Raw genomic sequence first — 17,823 nt, 5'->3', positions numbered from 1 at the left:
CCTCCCCGCACCCCGATACGAAGCCAAAATGCGGGCGGCGGGTGCTTGTCAAGGCATCTTTCCCGCCTTGACAAGCACCCGCCGCCCGTCATCACAATCAGGCTTCGGGGTGCCCACCCGCACCCGCCTACGCGGCGTCACCCCCCGTCCTGGCCAAACCGACCTCAAACCGTATCCAGAACCACCTCGAACGCCACCTCAGCCGCCCCCAGCAACTTCACATCCGCTCCCAGCGCCGAACTGACAATCCGCGTCCCCCCGACAGCCCGGGAAACCAAACTCCTCCGCCGGACCTCCTCAGCGATAGCCCGGATCACCGACTCCGGCAGCACAGTCAGCAAATCCCCCAACACCACCAACTCGGGCCCCAGCAGATTGACCACGTTGACCAATCCCAACGTGAGCCACTCCGCATATTCCTCGAGCCGAGAAGCAGCCGAAACAGCATCCGACCCCAGCTCGCGCAGCTCAACGAGAATCGCCCCCCGAGGCGTGTCCTCAGCCAGCCCCAGAGCCCGGCACAACTCCGCCTCGCCGATCTCGGTCTCCCAGCACCCCCGGCTCCCGCAATAGCAAGCCCGACCGCCAGGCCGAATCGCCATATGCCCGATCTCGCCGACGTACCCCGCGCCCCCGCGCAACGAGGATCCCTGCGAAATCACCCCGCCCCCGACGCCGACATCCGCGGACACGTAGACCGAATCCGACGACCCCCGAGCCGCGCCGCGCAGATGCTCAGCGACGGCACCCAACTCGGCGTCATTGGCCACCAACACCGGAACCCGCAACACCGCGGACAACCGGTCCCCGAGCGCCACATCGGTCCACCGCAGGTTGGGCGCCTCGTGCACCAACCCGTCAGCCCGCCGCACCACGCCGGGCACCGACACCCCGACCGCCACCGGCTCCACGCCGAGGTCTCCGGCCAGCACCCGAGTCGACTCGATCACGTGCGTGATGACCTCGTCCGCGGTACGCGTCCGCGCATGCAGATTCCAGCTGTTGCGCCCGAGAATCTGCCCGCCGAGCCCGACGAGCGCGATCGCCACGTGCTCGACCTGCAGGTCGACCGCGAGCACGACCGCGGCGTGCGGCTGCGGCAGGACCAGGAGCGAGGGGCGGCCCGCCCCTCGCCCCGGCCTCGGCACTTTCTCCTCGACCACTCCCGCCTCGGCGAGGCCGTCGACGAGGGTCTTGATGGTGCTCCGGTTCAGCCCCAGTTCGGTGGCCAGGGCAGCCCGCGTACTGGGCCCGCCGACGTGCAGCAGGCGCAACAGGGTCGTGCGGTTGTGCCGGCGCACCTCGTCCGGGCGGGCGACGGGCGGGCTGCTCACCTCGTCATCTTCCCATCAGCCCTCAGCGAGCCGATGCGTCAGCCCGCCGTCGCGAGAGCGCGTCCACGGTCGCGGCCAGCAAAAGCACCAGACCGGTGATGATGTTGACCACCGCGGCCTTCTGCTGGAGCAGGCCGAGCCCGTTGTTCACGATCGCCAGCACCGCGCCGCCGATGACCGCGTCCATGATCCGGCCCTTGCCGCCGAACAGCGAGGTGCCGCCGATGACCGCGGCTCCGACGGCGAACAGCAGCGTGTTCAGGCCGCCGGACTGGCCGCTGACGGAGCCGACCTTCGACGAGTACACGATCGCGCCGATCGCCGCGAACGACGAGCTGATCACGAACACGCTGGTGCGCAGCTTCGGCACGTTGATGCCGGCCCGCCGCGCGGCTTCCTTGTTGCCGCCCACCGCGTACAGGTGCCGGCCGTACTTGGTGCGGTTGAGCACGTAGGTGCCCGCTACCAGGAGCGCCAGGACGATCGGCACCACGTACGGCACGCCCGCGATCACGACGAGGTCGTTCGACGCCCGGTTGATGGTGAGCAGGTAGGTCGCGACCGCCGCGACGACCGCGATGACGCCGACCTTCGCCAGCACGATCGGCGTCGGCTGGACCACCAGCCCGCGCTTCAGCCGCGAGAAGTGCTGTCCGAGCGCGAGCACCGCGTATCCGCCCGCCGCGACCACGAACAGCACCCAGCTGCCGACGACCGAGAGGTTGCCGTTGGCGACCGCGTTGAGCGTGTCGCTCGTGCTGATCGGCAGCGTGCCGCCTTCGCCGACGAACTGCAGGATCACGCCCTGCCACACGATGAACAGCGCCAGCGTGACGACGAAGGACGGCATCCCGATCTTCGACACCAGGAAACCGGTGATGCAGCCGATCGCGGTGCCGGTGCAGACCGCGATGAGCATTTCGACCCACGCGTTGACCGGCGCGCCGACCAGGATCACCACGATGCCGACCAGCGAAACCGCCGCCCCGGCCCAGATCTTCTGCAGCAGCGCGAGCACCACCGCGAGCGCGAGCACCGCGATGAACGTGATGAAGACGCCGGTTCCCATGGAACCCAGCAAGTTTCCATTGTGGACGTAGTGCAGCGCCATCAGCGACGCGCAGACGCCGGAAGCGGTGCCCGCGGACAGGTCGATCTCGCCCAGCAGCAGCACGAACACGATGCCCATCGCGATGATGGTCTGGCCCGCGCCCTGCTCCAGCAGGTTGGCGATGTTCTGCAGGGTGAAGAAGTCGCCGGACAGCGCGCTGAACAGGACGGCGAGCACGATCACGCCGAGCACGGCGGGAATCGAGCCGAGCTGCCCGTCCTTCATCCGCGCGAAGTAGTCCTTGATCGCCTCGCCGGTGGACATCGAGGTGGTGTCGATGCCGAAGTCGGCGATCGCCCCGGCGGGTGCGTCCGGCGTCTGCGGCTTCTCGGAAGTTTCGGTCATGACAGGTTCTTTCTCGCTCACAGCGCGACAGCTTCGGGACGGGCCAGGCCGAGGTCGCCCGATCGGCCCGCGGTGATGAGTTCGACGACCTGGCTGTGCGTCACGTCCTTGGTCTGGACGTCCGCGACGAGCCTGCCGAGGTAAAGCACCGCGATCCGGTCCGCGACCTCGAACACGTCGGCCATGTTGTGGCTGATCAGCACCACGCCGAGGCCCTGTTCGGCCAGTCTGCGGACCAGGTCGAGCACCTGCTTGGTCTGCGCGACGCCGAGCGCGGCGGTCGGCTCGTCGAGGATGACCACTTTGCTGTTCCACAGCACCGACTTCGCGATCGCGACGGTCTGGCGCTGGCCTCCGGACAGCGAGGAAACCGGGGTGCGGACCGATTTCACCGTGCGCACGCCCAGCGACGCCAGCGTCTCGCGCGCGGCCTTCTCCATGCTGGCCTCGTCGAGCAGCCAGCTGCTGCCCCGCTCGCGGCCGAGGAACATGTTCTGCACGATGTCGAGGTTGTCGGCCAGCGCGAGGTCCTGGTACACGACCTCGATGCCGAGTTCGGCGGCGTCCTTGGGACCGCGGATGTGCGCGTCCGCGCCGTTGAACCGGACGGATCCGGTGTCGTACGGGTGAATGCCCGCGATGCATTTGACCAAAGTGGACTTGCCGGCCCCGTTGTCGCCGACGAGCGCGGTCACTTCGCCCGCCCGCACGGCGAAGTCCACGTCGTGCAGGACGTGAACCGGGCCGAAGCTCTTGTTCAGGCCGGTGATGTCGAGAATGGGCTCGCTCATGGGATTCGCTTGTCTCTCGCGTGGATGCCGGGCCGGAACGCGTGTCGGGGGAACGCGTCCCGGCCCGGCTGCTCTTGGCGGGGTGTCGCTACGGCGTCAGGAGATGCCGTTTTCGGTGCACTTGGCGGCGAGGTCGCCGGTGCAGATGTCGGACGCCTTGACGTAGCCCTGCTGGACGACGGTCTTGATGTCCTTGATCGTGATCAGCTGCGGCTGCAGCAGCACCGACTTCAGGTCGCGGTTGTTCTTCGGGTCGTGCAGCTTGCCGGTGGCGATCGCGTCCGCGGCGGCCTTGTCGCCCTTGGCCAGCGCGGCGGCCAGCTTCGCGGTGTTCTCGGCCTCTTCCTTGATCGGCTTGAAGATGGTGAGCGTCTGGTCGCCGCGCAGGATCGCCTGCAGACCGGCCGGGGTAGCGTCCTGGCCGGTGACCGGGACCTTGCCGTTGAGCCCGTTCTTCTTCAGCACGGTGATCACCGCGCCGGCCAGCTCGTCGTTCGCCGCCACGACGCCGTCGACCTTGCCGTTGACCCGGGTGAAGATCTGCTCGAAGGTGGTGCCGCCGACCTGGGCGTCCCAGTTGTCGATGGCCTGCTTCTGCACGAGGTTCAGCGCCTTGGAGCCGTACAGCGGCTGGAGGACCTTGTCGTGACCGTTGGCGAACAGCGTCGCGTTGTTGTCCGTCGGCGCGCCCTCGATCTGGACGACGTTGGCTCCCGGCTTGCTCTTCAGCGCGTCGGCCAGGCCCTGCGCCTGGATCTCGCCGACCTTCTCGTTGTCGAACGAGACGTAGTAGTCGGCCGATCCGCCGAGGCTCGGGCGGTCGTAGTCGATGACCGGGATGCCCGCGTTCTTGGCCTTGGCCTCGATCGCCGCGCCGACCGCCGGGTCGGACGGGGCGATGATCAGCACCTTGACGCCCGAGCTGATGAAGCCGTCGGCAAGGGTGGAGAACTTCTGGTTGTCGCCCTGGGCGTTCTGGATGTCGGCGCTGAAGCCCTGCGCGGAGAGCGCGGCCTGCAGCATCGGCTTGTCGAAGGCTTCCCAGCGGGCCGAGGTGGCGGTCTCCGGCAGGATCACGCCGACCTTGCCGCTGGCGCCGCCGCCGGCCGGGGCGGAGGCGGAGCTCTTGCTGTCCCCCGAATTCCCCGAGCCCGAGCTGTTGGCACCGCAGGCCGAAAGCGCCAGGCCGGCGCTCACCGTCGCGGCGATGAGGGTAAGGGTTCTGCTGCGCATCCTCGTTCCTTCTCCGATCATGCTCGCGGGGTGATCGGAGAGGGTCCCCGGTGCACCGTCGCAGATATGTTGTGGCCGACAACATATGCCGCCGAGCGGCTCTGCGGAAGATGGCGGGATCGAGTAACCGACACCAAATGGACACGGTTCGGCAACGCAGCCCTCATCTGCGCCTTGCGCTGACTGAGTGATCCCTGCCACGCACCGAGCGTAACGAGAAGTTGTCCGGTCTTGTCCGGTCGCGAGGACAGGAGTGCCCGATCGGGCGCCCGGACCGAACCGGCCACCCGGTTCTACCAGGAAAAGGAGTGCTCTCCGCGCGCGAAAACGCCGCGCGGAACCCGCTGAGCCAGCTGGTCGGCTACCAGGAGCGCAGCGTGACAATCCGTTCTTCGAGCTGCTCCACCGTCGCCATCGCGGTGGGCGGGCCGCCGCACTGACGGCGCAGCTCGTTGTGGATCGCGCCGTGCGGCTTCTTCGTGCGGTGGTGGTACACGCCGACCAGCGCGTTGAGTTCCTTGCGCAGCGCGCCGAGCCGTTCGCTCACCGACTGCGACCGGACCGGCGGCGCGGCCGGTTCCTCGGTCTTCGGCTTGCGCCGCTTCTCGTCGGAAACCTGCTCTTCCTGCCGCTTGCGCAGCAGCGCACGGACTTGGTCCGGCTCCAGCAGCCCGGGAAGGCCGAGGTACTCCTGCTCCTCGTCGGAGCCGGAGAAGACCGCGGTGCCGAACGAGTTGCCGTCGTAGATGACCTGGTCGAGTTCGGCCGAGGCGTGCAGCGAGGTGAACGCCTTCTCCTCCTCGCCCGGTTCGTCCTCGGTGCGGTTGGCCTGGGCGAGCAGTTCGTCGTCCCAGCCTTCCTTCTCCCGGTGCGGTTTGCCGAGCACGTGGTCGCGCTGCGCTTCCAGCTCGCTGGCCAGCTCCAGCAGCACCGGGACGCTCGGCAGGAAGATGCTCGCCGTCTCGCCCTTTTTCCGGGCCCGCACGTAGCGGCCGATGGCCTGCGCGAAGAACAGCGGGGTGGACGCACTGGTCGCGTACACGCCGACGGCCAGCCGCGGGACGTCGACGCCCTCGGACACCATCCGGACCGCGACGATCCAGCGTTCCTTGGTCTCGGAGAACTCCTTGATCCGCCCGGACGCCTTCGGGTCGTCGGACAGCACCAGCGTCGGCGTTTCGCCGCAGATCCGTTCCAGGATCTTGGCGTAGGCGCGCGCGGTGTCCTGGTCGGTGGCGATCACCAGGCCGCCCGCGTCCGGAATGCCTTGCCGCACCTGGCTGAGCCGCGTGTCGGCGGCCTGCAGGACTGCCGGGATCCACTCACCGGCCGGGTCTAGCGCCGTACGCCAGGCGCGCGCGTTCTGTTCCGCGGTGAGCGGCTCGCCCAGCCGTGCGGTGAACTCCTCGCCCGCACTGGTGCGCCACGACGCCTCGCCGGAGTAGGCGAGGAAGACGACCGGCCGGACCACGCCGTCGGCGAGGGCGTCGGAGTAGCCGTAGGAGTGGTCGGCCTTGCTGCGCTGGAATCCGCCGCCGTCGGGTTCGTAGGTGACGAACGGGATCGGCGAGTCGTCGCTGCGGAACGGCGTCCCGGTGAGCGCGAGGCGGCGGACCGCGGGCGTGAACGCCTCGCTGGTCGCGTCGCCCCAGGACTTCGCGTCGCCCGCGTGGTGGATCTCGTCGAGGATCACCAGGGTCTTGCGGTTCTCCGTGCGCACCCGGTGCAGCGTGGGGTGCGCGGCGACCTGCGCGTAGGTGACCGCGACGCCGCGGTAGTCCGACGACGTGACGCCGGTGGTGTTGCGGAAGTTCGAGTCGATCGGGATGCCCGCCGCCGCGGCCGCGGACGCCCACTGGTGCTTCAGGTGCTCAGTGGGGGTGACGATCGTGACGGCCTCGACGGTGCGGTCCGAAAGCAGTTCGGCGGCGATCCGGAGGCCGAAGACGGTCTTGCCCGCGCCCGGCGTCGCGACCGCGAGGAAGTCCTTCGGCCGGCTCGACAGGTACTTCGTGAGCGCTCGGCGCTGCCAGGCGCGCAGCGGGCGCGCGGTGGAGTCCTTCTCTGCGGGCGGCGCCCCGAGGACCGGCTGGGTCGTCTCGGACAAAACTCGGTTCACCCCCTCCTCGGGCCGCTCGGCGCGGCCGTGACGTGCGAAAACCCCCACTGTGGCACCGGCTTCGCCGCCGGGCGCCGCGATGAGGGCACGTCGGCCAGCTTACCTTCCGCGCCCGCGGGCGCCGGGCACCGCCACGGGTGGTGTCCTCCGACACGCCCCCTCTCGGCGGGGGTGACGAGCCAAAACCGCGCGCATGGACCATGCTGGGAGACACCATGGGCGAGGTGACACCGGACGCCGGCGAGGCAGAGCCGAAGAAGAGCGTGCCGGAGAAGACCGTGCGCAGGGGGCCGTGGCGGCTCCTGACCCGCACGCTCGCGAAAGCGTGGGACGGCAACATCTTCTCCGAGGCGGCCGAGGCGGCGTTCTGGCAGACGCTGTCGCTTCCGCCGCTGCTGCTCGGTCTGCTCGGCAGCGTCGGCTTCATCGGCGAGTGGTTCGGCCAGAACGTGGTCACCGCGGTGCACGACCGGATCATCACCTTCAGCCACACCATTTTCAGCGCCAACGCGGTGCAGGAGATCATCGAACCGACGGTGAACAGCATCCTCACTGTCGGCAAGGGCGAGATCGTGTCCGTGGGCTTCGTCATCTCGCTGTGGGCGGGTTCGTCGGCGATGTCGTCGTTCGTCGACGCGATCACCGTCGCGCACGACCAGTACGGCGTCCGCAACGAGGTGTGGCAGCGGATTTTCGCGCTGCTGCTGTACCTGTGCGCGCTGATCGTGCTCGTGGTCGGGCTGCCGCTGCTGGCGATCGGGCCGGATCTGCTGCCGGAGTTCTTCCCGGTCGAATGGCGCCCGACGGTCTCCTCCTGGGTCGGCACGCTCTACTACCCGGTGCTGGGCGTGATGATCGCGCTCGCGCTGACGACGCTGTACAAGCTTGCGCTGCCCCGCCGGCTGCCGTGGCACCGCGGGCTGCCGGGCGCGATGCTGGCCGGCGTGGTGTTCCTGGTGTCGAGCATCGGGCTGCGGATCTATCTGAACTGGATCACCAAAACCGGCTACACCTACGGCGCGCTGGCCGCGCCGATCGCGTTCCTGCTGTTGATGTTCTTCATCGGACTCGCGGTGGTCGGCGGCGCGTACTTCAACAGCGCGATCCAGGAGTTGTGGCCGGCCAAGGCTACCCGGCGGCAGCGGCGCAAGTGGCGGCGGCTGGAGATGGAACGCGCGACCGAGCGGATGCGGGCCGAAGAGGGCCGCAAGCTGTGGGACCGCACGACGATGCCGTTGCGCAGGCCGAAACGGCACCCCGAAAACGACTCCGTCGACACTGAGCCCGGCCACGACGAACCGAACGGCGCCGAGGTCAATCACACCGAATCGGAGACCATGCAGCTTGCCAGGCCGGAGCGCGCGTCCGACGAACGAGCCGGTTCCGAGCCGTCTCCCAGCCCGGAACCGCGCCGGCGCCGCCCGCAGCAGGGGTGATTCAGCCCTGGCGGAACCGCCACGTCTTGCTGTCGAAGGCGATGCAGACGCTCGGCGACATCACGACCACGCGCAGGGTGCCGTCGCGTTCGTCGTAGTCGATGCCCTCGACCTCGAAGTTGCCGCTGCAGCCGCTTTGCAGCGGAAGCTGGCCGAGCGAGGTGACGTGCCCGGTGACGTCGGAACCGGAGACCGGACCGGAAAGATCGACCTGCAGCAAGGGTTTGGTGGCGCCGAAGAGGCTGCCGTCCGGGTCGTCGGAGGAGCACATCATCCGGGTGGCGGACACGAAATCGCAGCCCTGGACGTCGCGCACCGGGTGGTCGAGCCGGATCGCCGAGGCGTACGGGAGGTTCTGACCGGGGTCGGCGGCCGCGACGCCGGGCATCGGGTAGACGAGCAGGCGGTCCATCGTGCCCCACTCTCCGGACACCAGCCAGCGCGCGTCGGGCGACACCGCGGCGAACGAATTGTTGTTGGCCTCCCACGATTCCAGCGCGTGCTGGTAGTCGGCGCGGGAGCCGTCCGGGCCTTCGACGCGGAAGAGTTTCGCGCCGCGGTCGTCACGCTGGTAGGGCTCGACGTACCAGCCCTTCGCGGACCCTGGGTCGCCGATGTGGTTCCAGCCCTTCGCGGCGAGACCCGGGTCGACCGTGCCGATGCCGGTGTAGCGGATGCTGGTGCCCGACGAACGCTCGACAGTGGCGAGGCCCTGGCTCTCGTCGAGCGGACGGGCCCGGTCTGAGCCGACGGTGGTCCATCCGGTCACCGCGTTTGCGGCACCCGCCGCGACGGCGCTGAAGGCGGACAGCAGGACTACGAGGGAAAGCACGATCCCGGTTGCGCGCATGCGGGGACACTCCTGCGGGGAGGCGACTGGCCGGACTGCAGGTCTACCAGTTCCTCCCCGGGTGCACAGCCACCGAGTGAAGGATTTTCACCTTTGTTCCCGCGCACCGGGACGCGCGGGAAACGCTCAGTCGTCGCCGCCAGGACGGAGGCCCTCGTAGATCTTCTTGCACTTGGGGCAGACCGGGGACCCCGGCTTGGGCGACTTCGTGACCGGGAAGACCTCGCCGCAGAGCGCCACGACGTGCGTGCCCATGACCGCGCTCTCGGCGATCTTGTTCTTGCGCACGTAGTGGAACATCTTCGGGGTGTCGTCGTCGGTCGACTCGGTGCTGTCGGTCTCCGGCTTGGTCAGCGTTTCGGTGCTCACCCCACCATCATGCCTCAGCGCCGCGCCCGCGGTCATGCCCGGCTACGCTCGCCTGACCTGCCAAGGGACCCCTCAGGAGCCCGGATGCCGCACGAGTCCGCACCGCGATGGCACAGCGCGCTCGCCCGCCTCGGCGGCGACCACCACGTCGGCCACGACGCCTGGGCCGACCTGGAAACGCGCTACACCGAACCGCACCGCCGCTACCACGACCTCGCCCACGCCACCGCCGTCGCGCACGACGCCGAGCAGCTAGCGGCTGACCTGCCCTTCCACGTACGCGCCGTCGTCGTCCTCGCCGCGTGGGCGCACGACGTGGTCTACGACGCCGTGCCCGGCCAAGACGAACAGCGCAGCGCCGAATGGCTTCGCCGCTGGCTCACGCGCGCCGGCATTGCTGACGCGCACATCGACCAGGCCGAAACGCTCGTACTCGCCACTGCCGCCCACGAAGCCCCCGAAGGCGACTTCGCCGCAGCAGCTCTCCTCGACGCGGACCTAGCCATCCTCGGCGCGCCGCCTGCCGTGTACGCCGCGTACGTGGACAACGTGCGCCAGGAGTACGCGCGCTACCCCGACGACGCCTGGGCGACCGGTCGCGCCGCAGTGCTCGAAAGCCTCCTCGCCCGGCCCACGCTGTACCTCACCGAAAGCGCCCGCTCACGCTGGGAGACCGCCGCGCGCCAGAATCTGCAGGCAGAGCTGACCCGATGCCGCAGCGCACGCGGCGATCACAGATGATGTCCGTTCGTGACCACCCAGACCACTCCCCTGTTCGTCCACGAGGAAGTCGCCTCGGCGTTGCGTGACGGTCACCCCGTCGTCGCCCTCGAGAGCACGATCCTTTCGCACGGCCTTCCGTACGGACGCAACCTCGACGTCGGCCGCCGAGTCGAGCAAACCGTGCGCGACGGCGGCGCCGTACCGGCCACCATCGCCGTGCTCGACGGACGACCAGTCATCGGCCTCTCCGCCGCCGAGTTGGAGCGCGTCTGCGCCCCGGACGCAGGACTGGACAAGCTGTCCCTGCGCGACCTCGGCCCCGCAGTCGGCCTGGGCCGCTCCGGCGCCACCACAGTCGCTGGCACCTCCGCTCTCGCCGCAGCAGCCGGAATCGGCGTCTTCGCGACCGGCGGCCTCGGCGGCGTGCACCTGGGCGCAGCACAGACCTGGGACGTCTCGGCAGACCTCGGCGTCCTCGCCAAGGTCCCGACCGTGGTCGTGTGCTCCGGCGTGAAATCGGTCCTGGACATCCCCGCGACCCTTGAGGTGCTGGAAACGAACTCGGTCCCCGTCCTCGGCTACCGCACCGACGACTTCCCCGCGTTCTACCTCCGCTCCTCCGGCCACCCGGTCGGCTGGCGAGTGGAAGACGCGACCCAAGCCGCCGCAGTAATCTCCGCACACCGCCGCTACGCGAATTCCGGTGTCCTGCTGACAAACCCGATCCCCGCAGAGTCCGAAATGGACCGTGCCCTGCACGACCGCCTGTTGCAGGAAGGCCTGGCAAAACTGGCCGACGCCGACGTGCACGGCGCGGACGTGACTCCCGTGCTGCTGGAACACTTCCACACCGCCAGCGAAGGTGTCAGCATCGACGCGAACGAAGCGCTGGTGCTCTCCAACGCCAAACTGGCGACCGAAGTAGCGGTGGCCCTGTCGTGACCGGAATCGTAGTAGTAGGCGACGCAGGCCTGGACGTCGTCGCCCGACACGACCAGCCCCTCCCCCACGGCGGCGACGCAAGAGCAGCAATCCGCTTCACCGGCGGCGGCGCGGGTGCGAACACCGCACTGTGGCTGCGTTCTCTGGGCGCGGAAACCACCCTGGTAGCCCGAATCGGCGACGACTCCGGCGGCCGCCTGATCAAATCCGAATTGGAAGCCGCAGGAGTCCGCTGCGCCTTCGCAACGGACCCCGAAGCCCCGACCTGCTGCGTAGTCGTGCTGGTGGACGGCGAAGGCCAACGCAGCATGCTCGCCGACCGAGGCGCGAACAAACGCTTCGCCCCCGAAGACGTCACGCCCGAGTCGCTGACCGGCTCCACCCACCTGCACCTGTCCGGCTACGTCCTGCTGGACCCGTCCTCCCGCCCCGCAGGCCTGGCCGCCCTAGCCGCCGCGAAGGAAGCCGGGCTAACCACCTCCGTGGACCCGCAAGCAGCCGCCCACATCCACGACCCCGCAGCCTTCCTGAACGACGTACGCGGCACCGACCTACTCATGCCGAACACGGAAGAGCTGGTAGCCCTAACCGGATCCGCAGACCCGTCCTCCGCCACCGAACTACTGAACGCAGTCGGCGCAGTAGTAGTCACCGCAGGCCTAGACGGCGCAAGCTGGATCGACGAAAACGGCGTCGCCTCAGTACCAGCAGTAGAAACAACCTGCGTGGACTCGACCGGCGCAGGCGACGCCTTCGACGCAGGCGTCCTCACCACCTGGCTGGCCGGAAAGTCCACAGTGGACGTCCTACGCGCAGGCACCCAACTAGGCGCACTGGCAGTAAGCCGAATCGGCCCCCAGCCCTGACGCACGTTCCGTGAGGGGAACCCTCACGTACTCAGAGTCCCTCAGGGTTCCCCTCACGACCCACACGAGACCGCGCGACGCCGTGAGGGGCCCCTTCACGGACCTAGATTCCCTCAAGGAGCCCTTCACGGACCACCGCCCAACCGCACCGAAGCACCCAACGTACGAGGCACCCACACCACCCCCGCACCCCGATACGAAGCCAAAATGCGGACGGCGGGTGCTTGTCAAGGCATCTTTCCCGCCTTGACAAGCACCCGCCGTCCGTCATCACAATCAAGCTTCGGGTTGGTGGCCCCATCCGGGCGCAATGTCGCCGCCAGGCGACGAGCCGAAACCCGACCTACCCGTCAATCACCCGATGCTTCCGCCCCTCAATCTGCTTGGCATCCCGCGCATAACGACTGACCTTCTCCGACTTCCGCGGCGGCCGATCATTAGCGACCAAAACGGCGATCCACGGCAACGGAATAGAAATCACCAAAAACAGAATAGCCAGCCACCACGTGTGATAAGTCAACCCGGCCAGCACCAGGCAGGGAATCCGGCACACCATCATGATGACGTACTTCCGCTTCCGCGCCGCCAGCTGATCGTCCAGCGACGGCTCGGCCTCGGTGATCAGCACAGGCTCGGGGCGGGGATCGGCTCCGTGGGGTGCGTTCACAGCACCACCTCCGTGTTCCATCGTCTCACTCACCGCCCTTCCGCGACACCCGGACGGGCAAACCTGGACAACGCGGCGACGACCAGCGTCTCGACCCCGGTCCGCAACGTCGGATGCAGCACCGGCGCGAACTTGGACGAGTGGTTGGACGGCACATCGGTCTCGAACCGCCCCTCCGTCATCGCGGTGATCACCTGCTGCGCGTCAAACCCTCCGACCAGCCAAAACACCGACGGAACCCCAGCCGCCCGCCCGAACTCGCTGAAGTCCTCGCTACCGGTGACCAACGGCGCGGGCATCGTCGCCTCCGCCCCGAAGTGCCCCCGGAACACCTCAGTCAACTCATCCGACACGGCAGCGTCGTTCGCAGTGACCGGATAGGACGCGACGACCTCCACGGTCGGCGGCTGAGGCGCCCCTGCAGCCGCCGCTTCACCGTTCACGATCCGCTCGATCGCCTTGCGCAGCCGCACCAGCACAGCGTCATCAAAAGCGCGGGTGTTGACCTCCAACACGGCATGATCAGCAATCACATTCGCCGCAGTCCCGACATGCATCGAGCCGACAGTCACCACCGCGGGCTCAGTCGCCGCGATCTCCCGCGACACGATCGTCTGCAGCTTGAGCACCACAGACGCCGCCAGCACCGCCGGGTCAACCGTGGTTTCCGGCCGCGACCCATGTCCGCCGCGCCCGTGCAGGGTGATCCGCAAGGTGTCGGTCGCAGCCATGATCACGCCCGGACGCGTAAGCACCCACCCCGCCGGACCAGGCACGATGTGCTGCCCGAACACCACGTCAGGACGGCCGACCCGGTCGAAAAGACCGTCACGGACCATCCCGGCAGCACCGTCCCCTGCCTCTTCCCCAGGCTGGAACAGCGCGAGCAACGTGCCGGACCACTCGTCCCGCGAAGCGGCGAGAAGATGCGCGGCACCGGAGAGCCACGTCGCGTGCATGTCGTGCCCGCAGGCATGCATCAGCGGCACGTCACGGCCCTGAGAGTCGACGCCGCGCGCGGTGCTCGCGTACGAGAGCCCTGTCTGCTCCTCGACCGGCAACGCGTCGATGTCCGCGCGAAGCAGCACAGTCGGTCCTTCGCCGTTGCGCAGGACGCCGACGACGCCAGTGCGACCGATGCCGGCGTGCACCTCGAAGCCGTCTTCAGTCAGCCGTCGAGCCAGCTCCGCCGCCGTGCGGGTTTCGGTGAACGCCAGCTCGGGATGACGGTGCAGGTCGACGTACAGCGCTTCAAGCTCCGGCAGGGCCGCTTCAAGCGGAGCCAGGACACGCTCGGTGGTCTCGGTGGTCACGATGCTCATCGTGGCAGGCTTACCCACCGTGAGCACGAACACGCCTCTTCCTGACCTTTCCGACGACGTCTGCGCGCGGCTGCGCGAAGCGTTCCGACGCACCGGCTACGACGCTGACGGCGTCGTCGACGCGCTCGGCGGCGCAGCGCACACGGCGCTCGGCCGCGGCGAGCCCGAACCCGCCCGTCGCGCGAGCCTCGACGCCGGGGACCTCGGCGTCTTCATCCGGCTGTTCCTGCTCGGTCTCGCCGAGCCGGAGAAGACCGTCTCGTCGGCGTTCGCCCCGCTCAGCGCGGACGACGCGGTGGCCGCGGGCATCCTGCGGACGGTCGGGGACGAGTTCCGCGCCGCGCTCGACATCCGCCCGCACGGCGACGACGACGGCTCATGGTGGGTCGTCTCCGACCTCGACGCCGACATGCTCGGCCACGTCGTGCCCGAGGACCACGTGCTCGGCGTCGGGCACGCGTCGCTGAGCCTGATCCGCGCGACCAGCCGCCGTCCGGTCGGCACCCTGCTCGACCTGGGCACCGGCAACGGCGTCCAGGCGCTGCACGCGACCCGGCACGCGCAGCGGGTGACCGCGACCGACGTGTCGGCCCGCGCGCTCGCCCTGGCCGCGGGCACGTTCCGGCTGAACGAACTGGACGTCGAACTGCTGCGCGGCGAGTGGTTCGCGCCGGTCGCGCGCCGCCGGTTCGACCAGGTGGTGTGCAATCCGCCATTCGTGGTCGGCCCGCCGCGCGTCGACTACACCTACCGCGACTCCGGCTTGGCCGGCGACGACGCGAGCGCGCTGGTCGTCCGTCAGCTGCCGAGCTTCCTCAACGACGGCGGCACCGGGCAGCTCCTCGCGTCGTGGCTGCACCGACGCGGCGAAGACTGGGGCGACCGCGTCGCGCGCTGGCTGCCGTCTGAGACCGACGCGTGGTTCGTACAGCGCGACGTCGCCGACCCCGGGCTGTACGTCGGCACGTGGCTGCGCGACGAAGGCATCGACCCGCGCTCGCCCGAAGGCCGGGCGAAGGCGGCGGCGTGGCTCGACTGGTTCACCGAAAACGACGTACAGGGCATCGGTTTCGGCTTCGTGACACTGCGGCGCGCGAACGGTCAGACGCCGACTGTCGTCTGCGAAGACCTGCGACAGGCTTACGACGACCCGCTGGGCCCCGAAGCAGCGAACTGGCTCGACCGCGTCGAGTGGCTGCGTACGCACGGCGACAATGTGTTGGACGTAGCGTTTCGGGTACCCGAGACCGTGTTGCTCGAACGCGTCGATTCGCCCGGCGATGAAGGCTGGGAAACGACCGTGCGCCGGTTGCACCGCACTGACGGACCGGGTTGGCAGCACGAGGTCGACGAACTCACGACGCGGCTTCTCGCGGGTTGCCGCGGCGCGCTTCCGTTGTCGGATCTGCTGGACCTGCTGTCCGCCGCGCAGGGCCTCGATTCGGCCGAACTGACCGCCGCCGCGTTGCCGATCGTCCGCGAACTCGTCCGGCACGGCATGCTCGTGCCCGGTTCGCCGCGGTGAGGGCGGTGGCGGCGCGGGTCACCCGCGCGAGCGTGACCGTCGCGGGGGAGATCGCCGGGGAGATCAAGGAACCGGGCCTGCTCGTGCTGCTGGGCGTGCACCGTGACGACGATCTCGGGAAAGCCGGAACCATGGCTCGCAAACTGCACGAACTCCGGTTGCTGCGCGACGAAGAATCCTGCGCCACGACCGGAGCGCCGCTGCTGGTGGTGTCGCAGTTCACGCTCTACGGCGACACCCGCAAGGGCCGCCGCCCGTCGTGGACCGCCGCCGCCCGGCCGGAAATCGCCGAACCGCTGGTGGACGCCGTGGTCGCGGAACTGCGCGGCCGCGGCGCGACCGTCTCGACCGGACGGTTCGGCGCGGAGATGGCGGTGGAAAGCGTGAACGACGGGCCGTTCACCGTTCTCGTTGAGGTCTAGACCACATTGGATCGGCGCGCGTAACATCGAAGGCACAGCGCGCGATTCGCCCGCATTTCCCGGAGCGCAGCGGTTCTCAGCAAAACCTCAGTTTTGGTGGAGCAACCGCGAGGCGGGTACGCCCGTCCTCTTTTCAGCGAGCCGGGAACGTTTGGCCATCCCGGGGCGTTGACACCAGTGTCCAGCCAAGCCGGCTGGGCCCGCGGACACGGGATTCCACAGGCCCCGTTCCCGCAGGCGCCGGCGAGACACGTTCAGCCCGTGACCGGGGAGGCAGAATGTCAGTCCAGACTCTCGAACGCGAAGCGCGCGGGATTCGCGAGCGCGGGATTCCAGCACAGCAGTCCGAGGAACGTCCGAGCGTGGGGGCGCTCACCGACGCCGACCTCGACGCCCAGAGCCCCGCCGCCGACCTGGTGCGCGTGTACCTGAACGGCATCGGCAAGACCGCGCTGCTCACCGCGGCCGACGAGGTCGAGCTGGCGAAGCGGATCGAAGCCGGGGTCTTCGCGCAGCACATGCTCGACACCGTCGAGGACCTCACGGCGCAGCGCCGCAAGGAACTGCGTGCGCTGATCCGCGACGGCCACGTCGCGAAGAACCACCTGCTGGAGGCCAACCTCCGGCTCGTGGTTTCGCTCGCGAAGCGCTACACCGGACGGGGCATGCCGCTGCTCGACCTGATCCAGGAGGGGAACCTGGGCCTGATCCGCGCGGTGGAGAAGTTCGACTACTCCAAGGGATTCAAGTTCTCCACGTACGCCACGTGGTGGATCCGCCAGGCCATCACCCGCGGCATGGCGGACCAGGGCCGCACGATCCGGCTGCCGGTCCACCTGGTCGAACAGGTGAACAAGCTGGCCCGGATCCGCCGCGACCTGCACCAGCAGCTGGGCCGCGACGCGACGCACGAGGAACTGAGCGCCGAATCGGGCATTCCGGTGCACAAGATCTCCGACCTGCTCGACCAGTCCCGCGACCCGGTGAGCCTCGACATGCCGGTGGGCGCCGAGGAAGACGCCCCGCTGGGCGACTTCATCGAGGACTCGGAGGCGACCGACGCCGAAAGCGCGGTGATCTCCGGTCTGCTGCAGGACGACCTTCGTCGTGTCCTGGCGACGCTGGACGACCGCGAACAGCACGTCATCCGGCTCCGCTACGGCCTCGACGACGGCCAGCCGCGCACGCTCGACCAGATCGGCAAGCACTTCGGCCTGTCGCGCGAGCGCGTGCGCCAGATCGAGCGCGAGGTCATGGCGAAGCTGCGCCAAGGCGAGCGGGCCGACCGCCTGCGGGCGTACGCCAGCTGAGTTTCTTCCCTCTCCGGGCCGGGTTCGGGACCCGGTTCCGGGAGGGCGGAGAAGCCGGTCGGCGGGCTGAATCGGGCTGCCGGAACTGGCTGGCCGGGCGTGGGGTCCGGTGAGCCTGCTCCGGCGAGCACGCGGGCAGGCAGGCCGAGGTTTTCCGCGGGGACCGGGTGGGGCCCGGTCAGGCGGGGCGGAAGTTTCGGCCAGATCATCATTTCGGTGGGCAGCGGGCGGTGCCGCTGGTTGGGCAGAACCCTCGGTTCGGTTTCCGGACCGAGGGTTTTGTCATGTCCAGCCACCGAATTCGCCCGATCGGCCGCCTCCGCGTCGGCGCTTCGCATTGCCGACAAATCGCCTCATCAACATCACTGACCCCAAGAGCCACTTGAGCCCCACCCACCCCTTTAGCCCCGATAGAACACACGAACCTCCTCCGGTGTCCCGTTTTATCCGGTTAATCC

At 68.9% G+C, this 17,823-nt stretch carries 16 protein-coding genes; 7 read left to right on the top strand and 9 right to left on the bottom strand.

Annotated features, from left to right (window positions below; genetic code table 11):
- Positions 1-164 precede the first annotated feature (164 nt).
- From D0D37_RS40975 to D0D37_RS40955, 5 genes are all read right to left on the bottom strand, one after another.
- Positions 165-1,334, bottom strand: coding sequence for an ROK family transcriptional regulator (locus D0D37_RS40975; protein ID WP_167493635.1), 1,170 nt, complete (start codon positions 1,332-1,334; stop codon positions 165-167).
- A gap of 22 nt (positions 1,335-1,356) precedes the next feature.
- Positions 1,357-2,790 (bottom strand): sugar ABC transporter permease, encoded by a 1,434-nt coding sequence (locus D0D37_RS40970; protein WP_116205953.1) that lies wholly within the window; start codon positions 2,788-2,790, stop codon positions 1,357-1,359.
- Positions 2,791-2,807: 17 nt separating this feature from the next.
- A complete protein-coding gene (locus tag D0D37_RS40965; protein WP_116205952.1) occupies positions 2,808-3,581 on the bottom strand; it encodes an ATP-binding cassette domain-containing protein in 774 nt (257 codons plus the stop codon).
- Positions 3,582-3,677: 96 nt separating this feature from the next.
- Positions 3,678-4,814: a sugar ABC transporter substrate-binding protein gene (locus D0D37_RS40960; RefSeq protein WP_116205951.1), complete on the bottom strand. Its 1,137-nt coding sequence runs from the start codon at positions 4,812-4,814 to the stop codon at positions 3,678-3,680.
- Positions 4,815-5,175: 361 nt separating this feature from the next.
- Positions 5,176-6,933, bottom strand: a complete 1,758-nt coding sequence (locus D0D37_RS40955) for a DEAD/DEAH box helicase (RefSeq protein ID WP_425267023.1) — start codon at positions 6,931-6,933, stop codon at positions 5,176-5,178.
- Between the two features lie 215 nt (positions 6,934-7,148).
- On the opposite strand from D0D37_RS40955, the gene D0D37_RS40950 reads away from it, so the two are divergent.
- A complete protein-coding gene (locus D0D37_RS40950; protein WP_244223854.1) occupies positions 7,149-8,369 on the top strand; it encodes a YihY/virulence factor BrkB family protein in 1,221 nt (406 codons plus the stop codon).
- A gap of 1 nt (position 8,370) precedes the next feature.
- On the opposite strand, the gene D0D37_RS40945 is transcribed toward D0D37_RS40950, so the two are convergent.
- Positions 8,371-9,219 (bottom strand): hypothetical protein, encoded by an 849-nt coding sequence (locus D0D37_RS40945; protein ID WP_162834727.1) that lies wholly within the window; start codon positions 9,217-9,219, stop codon positions 8,371-8,373.
- A 126-nt stretch (positions 9,220-9,345) separates the two neighbouring features.
- Complete coding sequence (locus D0D37_RS40940) at positions 9,346-9,588, bottom strand: DUF3039 domain-containing protein (protein WP_162834726.1); 243 nt, start codon at positions 9,586-9,588, stop codon at positions 9,346-9,348.
- 84 nt (positions 9,589-9,672) lie between these two features.
- Between D0D37_RS40940 and D0D37_RS40935 the strand changes: the two genes are divergently transcribed.
- The 3 genes from D0D37_RS40935 to D0D37_RS40925 are packed head-to-tail and all read left to right on the top strand — an operon-like array spanning position 9,673 to position 12,119.
- The gene (locus D0D37_RS40935) at positions 9,673-10,329 is read left to right on the top strand and encodes an HD domain-containing protein (RefSeq protein WP_116205949.1); all 657 of its coding nucleotides are present in this window, start codon (positions 9,673-9,675) and stop codon (positions 10,327-10,329) included.
- Positions 10,330-10,338: 9 nt separating this feature from the next.
- Positions 10,339-11,253 carry a pseudouridine-5'-phosphate glycosidase gene (locus D0D37_RS40930; protein WP_116205948.1) on the top strand — a complete coding sequence of 305 codons (915 nt, stop codon included), beginning with the start codon at positions 10,339-10,341 and terminating at the stop codon, positions 11,251-11,253.
- On the top strand, positions 11,250-12,119 hold the full coding sequence (locus tag D0D37_RS40925; protein ID WP_116205947.1) for a carbohydrate kinase family protein: 870 nt from the start codon (positions 11,250-11,252) through the stop codon (positions 12,117-12,119). The genes D0D37_RS40930 and D0D37_RS40925 overlap by 4 nt, the downstream gene beginning before the upstream one ends.
- Positions 12,120-12,462: 343 nt before the next feature.
- On the opposite strand, the gene D0D37_RS40920 is transcribed toward D0D37_RS40925, so the two are convergent.
- Together D0D37_RS40920 and D0D37_RS40915 are read right to left on the bottom strand one after the other, a co-directional pair.
- On the bottom strand, positions 12,463-12,807 hold the full coding sequence (locus D0D37_RS40920) for a DUF3099 domain-containing protein (RefSeq protein WP_116205954.1): 345 nt from the start codon (positions 12,805-12,807) through the stop codon (positions 12,463-12,465).
- 8 nt (positions 12,808-12,815) lie between these two features.
- Positions 12,816-14,108, bottom strand: a complete 1,293-nt coding sequence (locus tag D0D37_RS40915; protein ID WP_116205946.1) for an amidohydrolase — start codon at positions 14,106-14,108, stop codon at positions 12,816-12,818.
- 19 nt (positions 14,109-14,127) lie between these two features.
- On the opposite strand from D0D37_RS40915, the gene D0D37_RS40910 reads away from it, so the two are divergent.
- The 3 genes from D0D37_RS40910 to D0D37_RS40900 all read left to right on the top strand — a co-directional run bounded on the left by D0D37_RS40910 (position 14,128) and on the right by D0D37_RS40900 (position 17,365).
- Positions 14,128-15,633, top strand: a complete 1,506-nt coding sequence (locus D0D37_RS40910) for a DUF7782 domain-containing protein (protein WP_244223853.1) — start codon at positions 14,128-14,130, stop codon at positions 15,631-15,633.
- A complete protein-coding gene (gene dtd, locus D0D37_RS40905) occupies positions 15,630-16,055 on the top strand; it encodes a D-aminoacyl-tRNA deacylase (protein ID WP_116205944.1) in 426 nt (141 codons plus the stop codon). The genes D0D37_RS40910 and dtd overlap by 4 nt, the downstream gene beginning before the upstream one ends.
- Positions 16,056-16,333: 278 nt before the next feature.
- Positions 16,334-17,365, top strand: a complete 1,032-nt coding sequence (locus D0D37_RS40900) for a sigma-70 family RNA polymerase sigma factor (protein WP_116205943.1) — start codon at positions 16,334-16,336, stop codon at positions 17,363-17,365.
- Positions 17,366-17,823: the final 458 nt, after the last annotated feature.

The organism is Amycolatopsis circi, from assembly GCF_003385235.1.
Classification (GTDB): domain Bacteria; phylum Actinomycetota; class Actinomycetes; order Mycobacteriales; family Pseudonocardiaceae; genus Amycolatopsis; species Amycolatopsis circi.
This window is presented reverse-complemented; position numbering and strand designations above follow the sequence as displayed.

Coding starts and splice junctions, on each gene's coding strand:
- D0D37_RS40920 (WP_116205954.1), bottom strand. CDS start 12,807: ATGGAACACGGAGGTGGTGCTGTGAACGCACCCCACGGAGCCGATCCC.
- D0D37_RS40950 (WP_244223854.1), top strand. CDS start 7,149: ATGGGCGAGGTGACACCGGACGCCGGCGAGGCAGAGCCGAAGAAGAGC.
- D0D37_RS40915 (WP_116205946.1), bottom strand. CDS start 14,108: ATGAGCATCGTGACCACCGAGACCACCGAGCGTGTCCTGGCTCCGCTT.
- D0D37_RS40900 (WP_116205943.1), top strand. CDS start 16,334: ATGTCAGTCCAGACTCTCGAACGCGAAGCGCGCGGGATTCGCGAGCGC.
- D0D37_RS40970 (WP_116205953.1), bottom strand. CDS start 2,790: ATGACCGAAACTTCCGAGAAGCCGCAGACGCCGGACGCACCCGCCGGG.
- D0D37_RS40965 (WP_116205952.1), bottom strand. CDS start 3,581: ATGAGCGAGCCCATTCTCGACATCACCGGCCTGAACAAGAGCTTCGGC.
- D0D37_RS40960 (WP_116205951.1), bottom strand. CDS start 4,814: ATGCGCAGCAGAACCCTTACCCTCATCGCCGCGACGGTGAGCGCCGGC.
- D0D37_RS40935 (WP_116205949.1), top strand. CDS start 9,673: ATGCCGCACGAGTCCGCACCGCGATGGCACAGCGCGCTCGCCCGCCTC.
- D0D37_RS40945 (WP_162834727.1), bottom strand. CDS start 9,219: ATGCGCGCAACCGGGATCGTGCTTTCCCTCGTAGTCCTGCTGTCCGCC.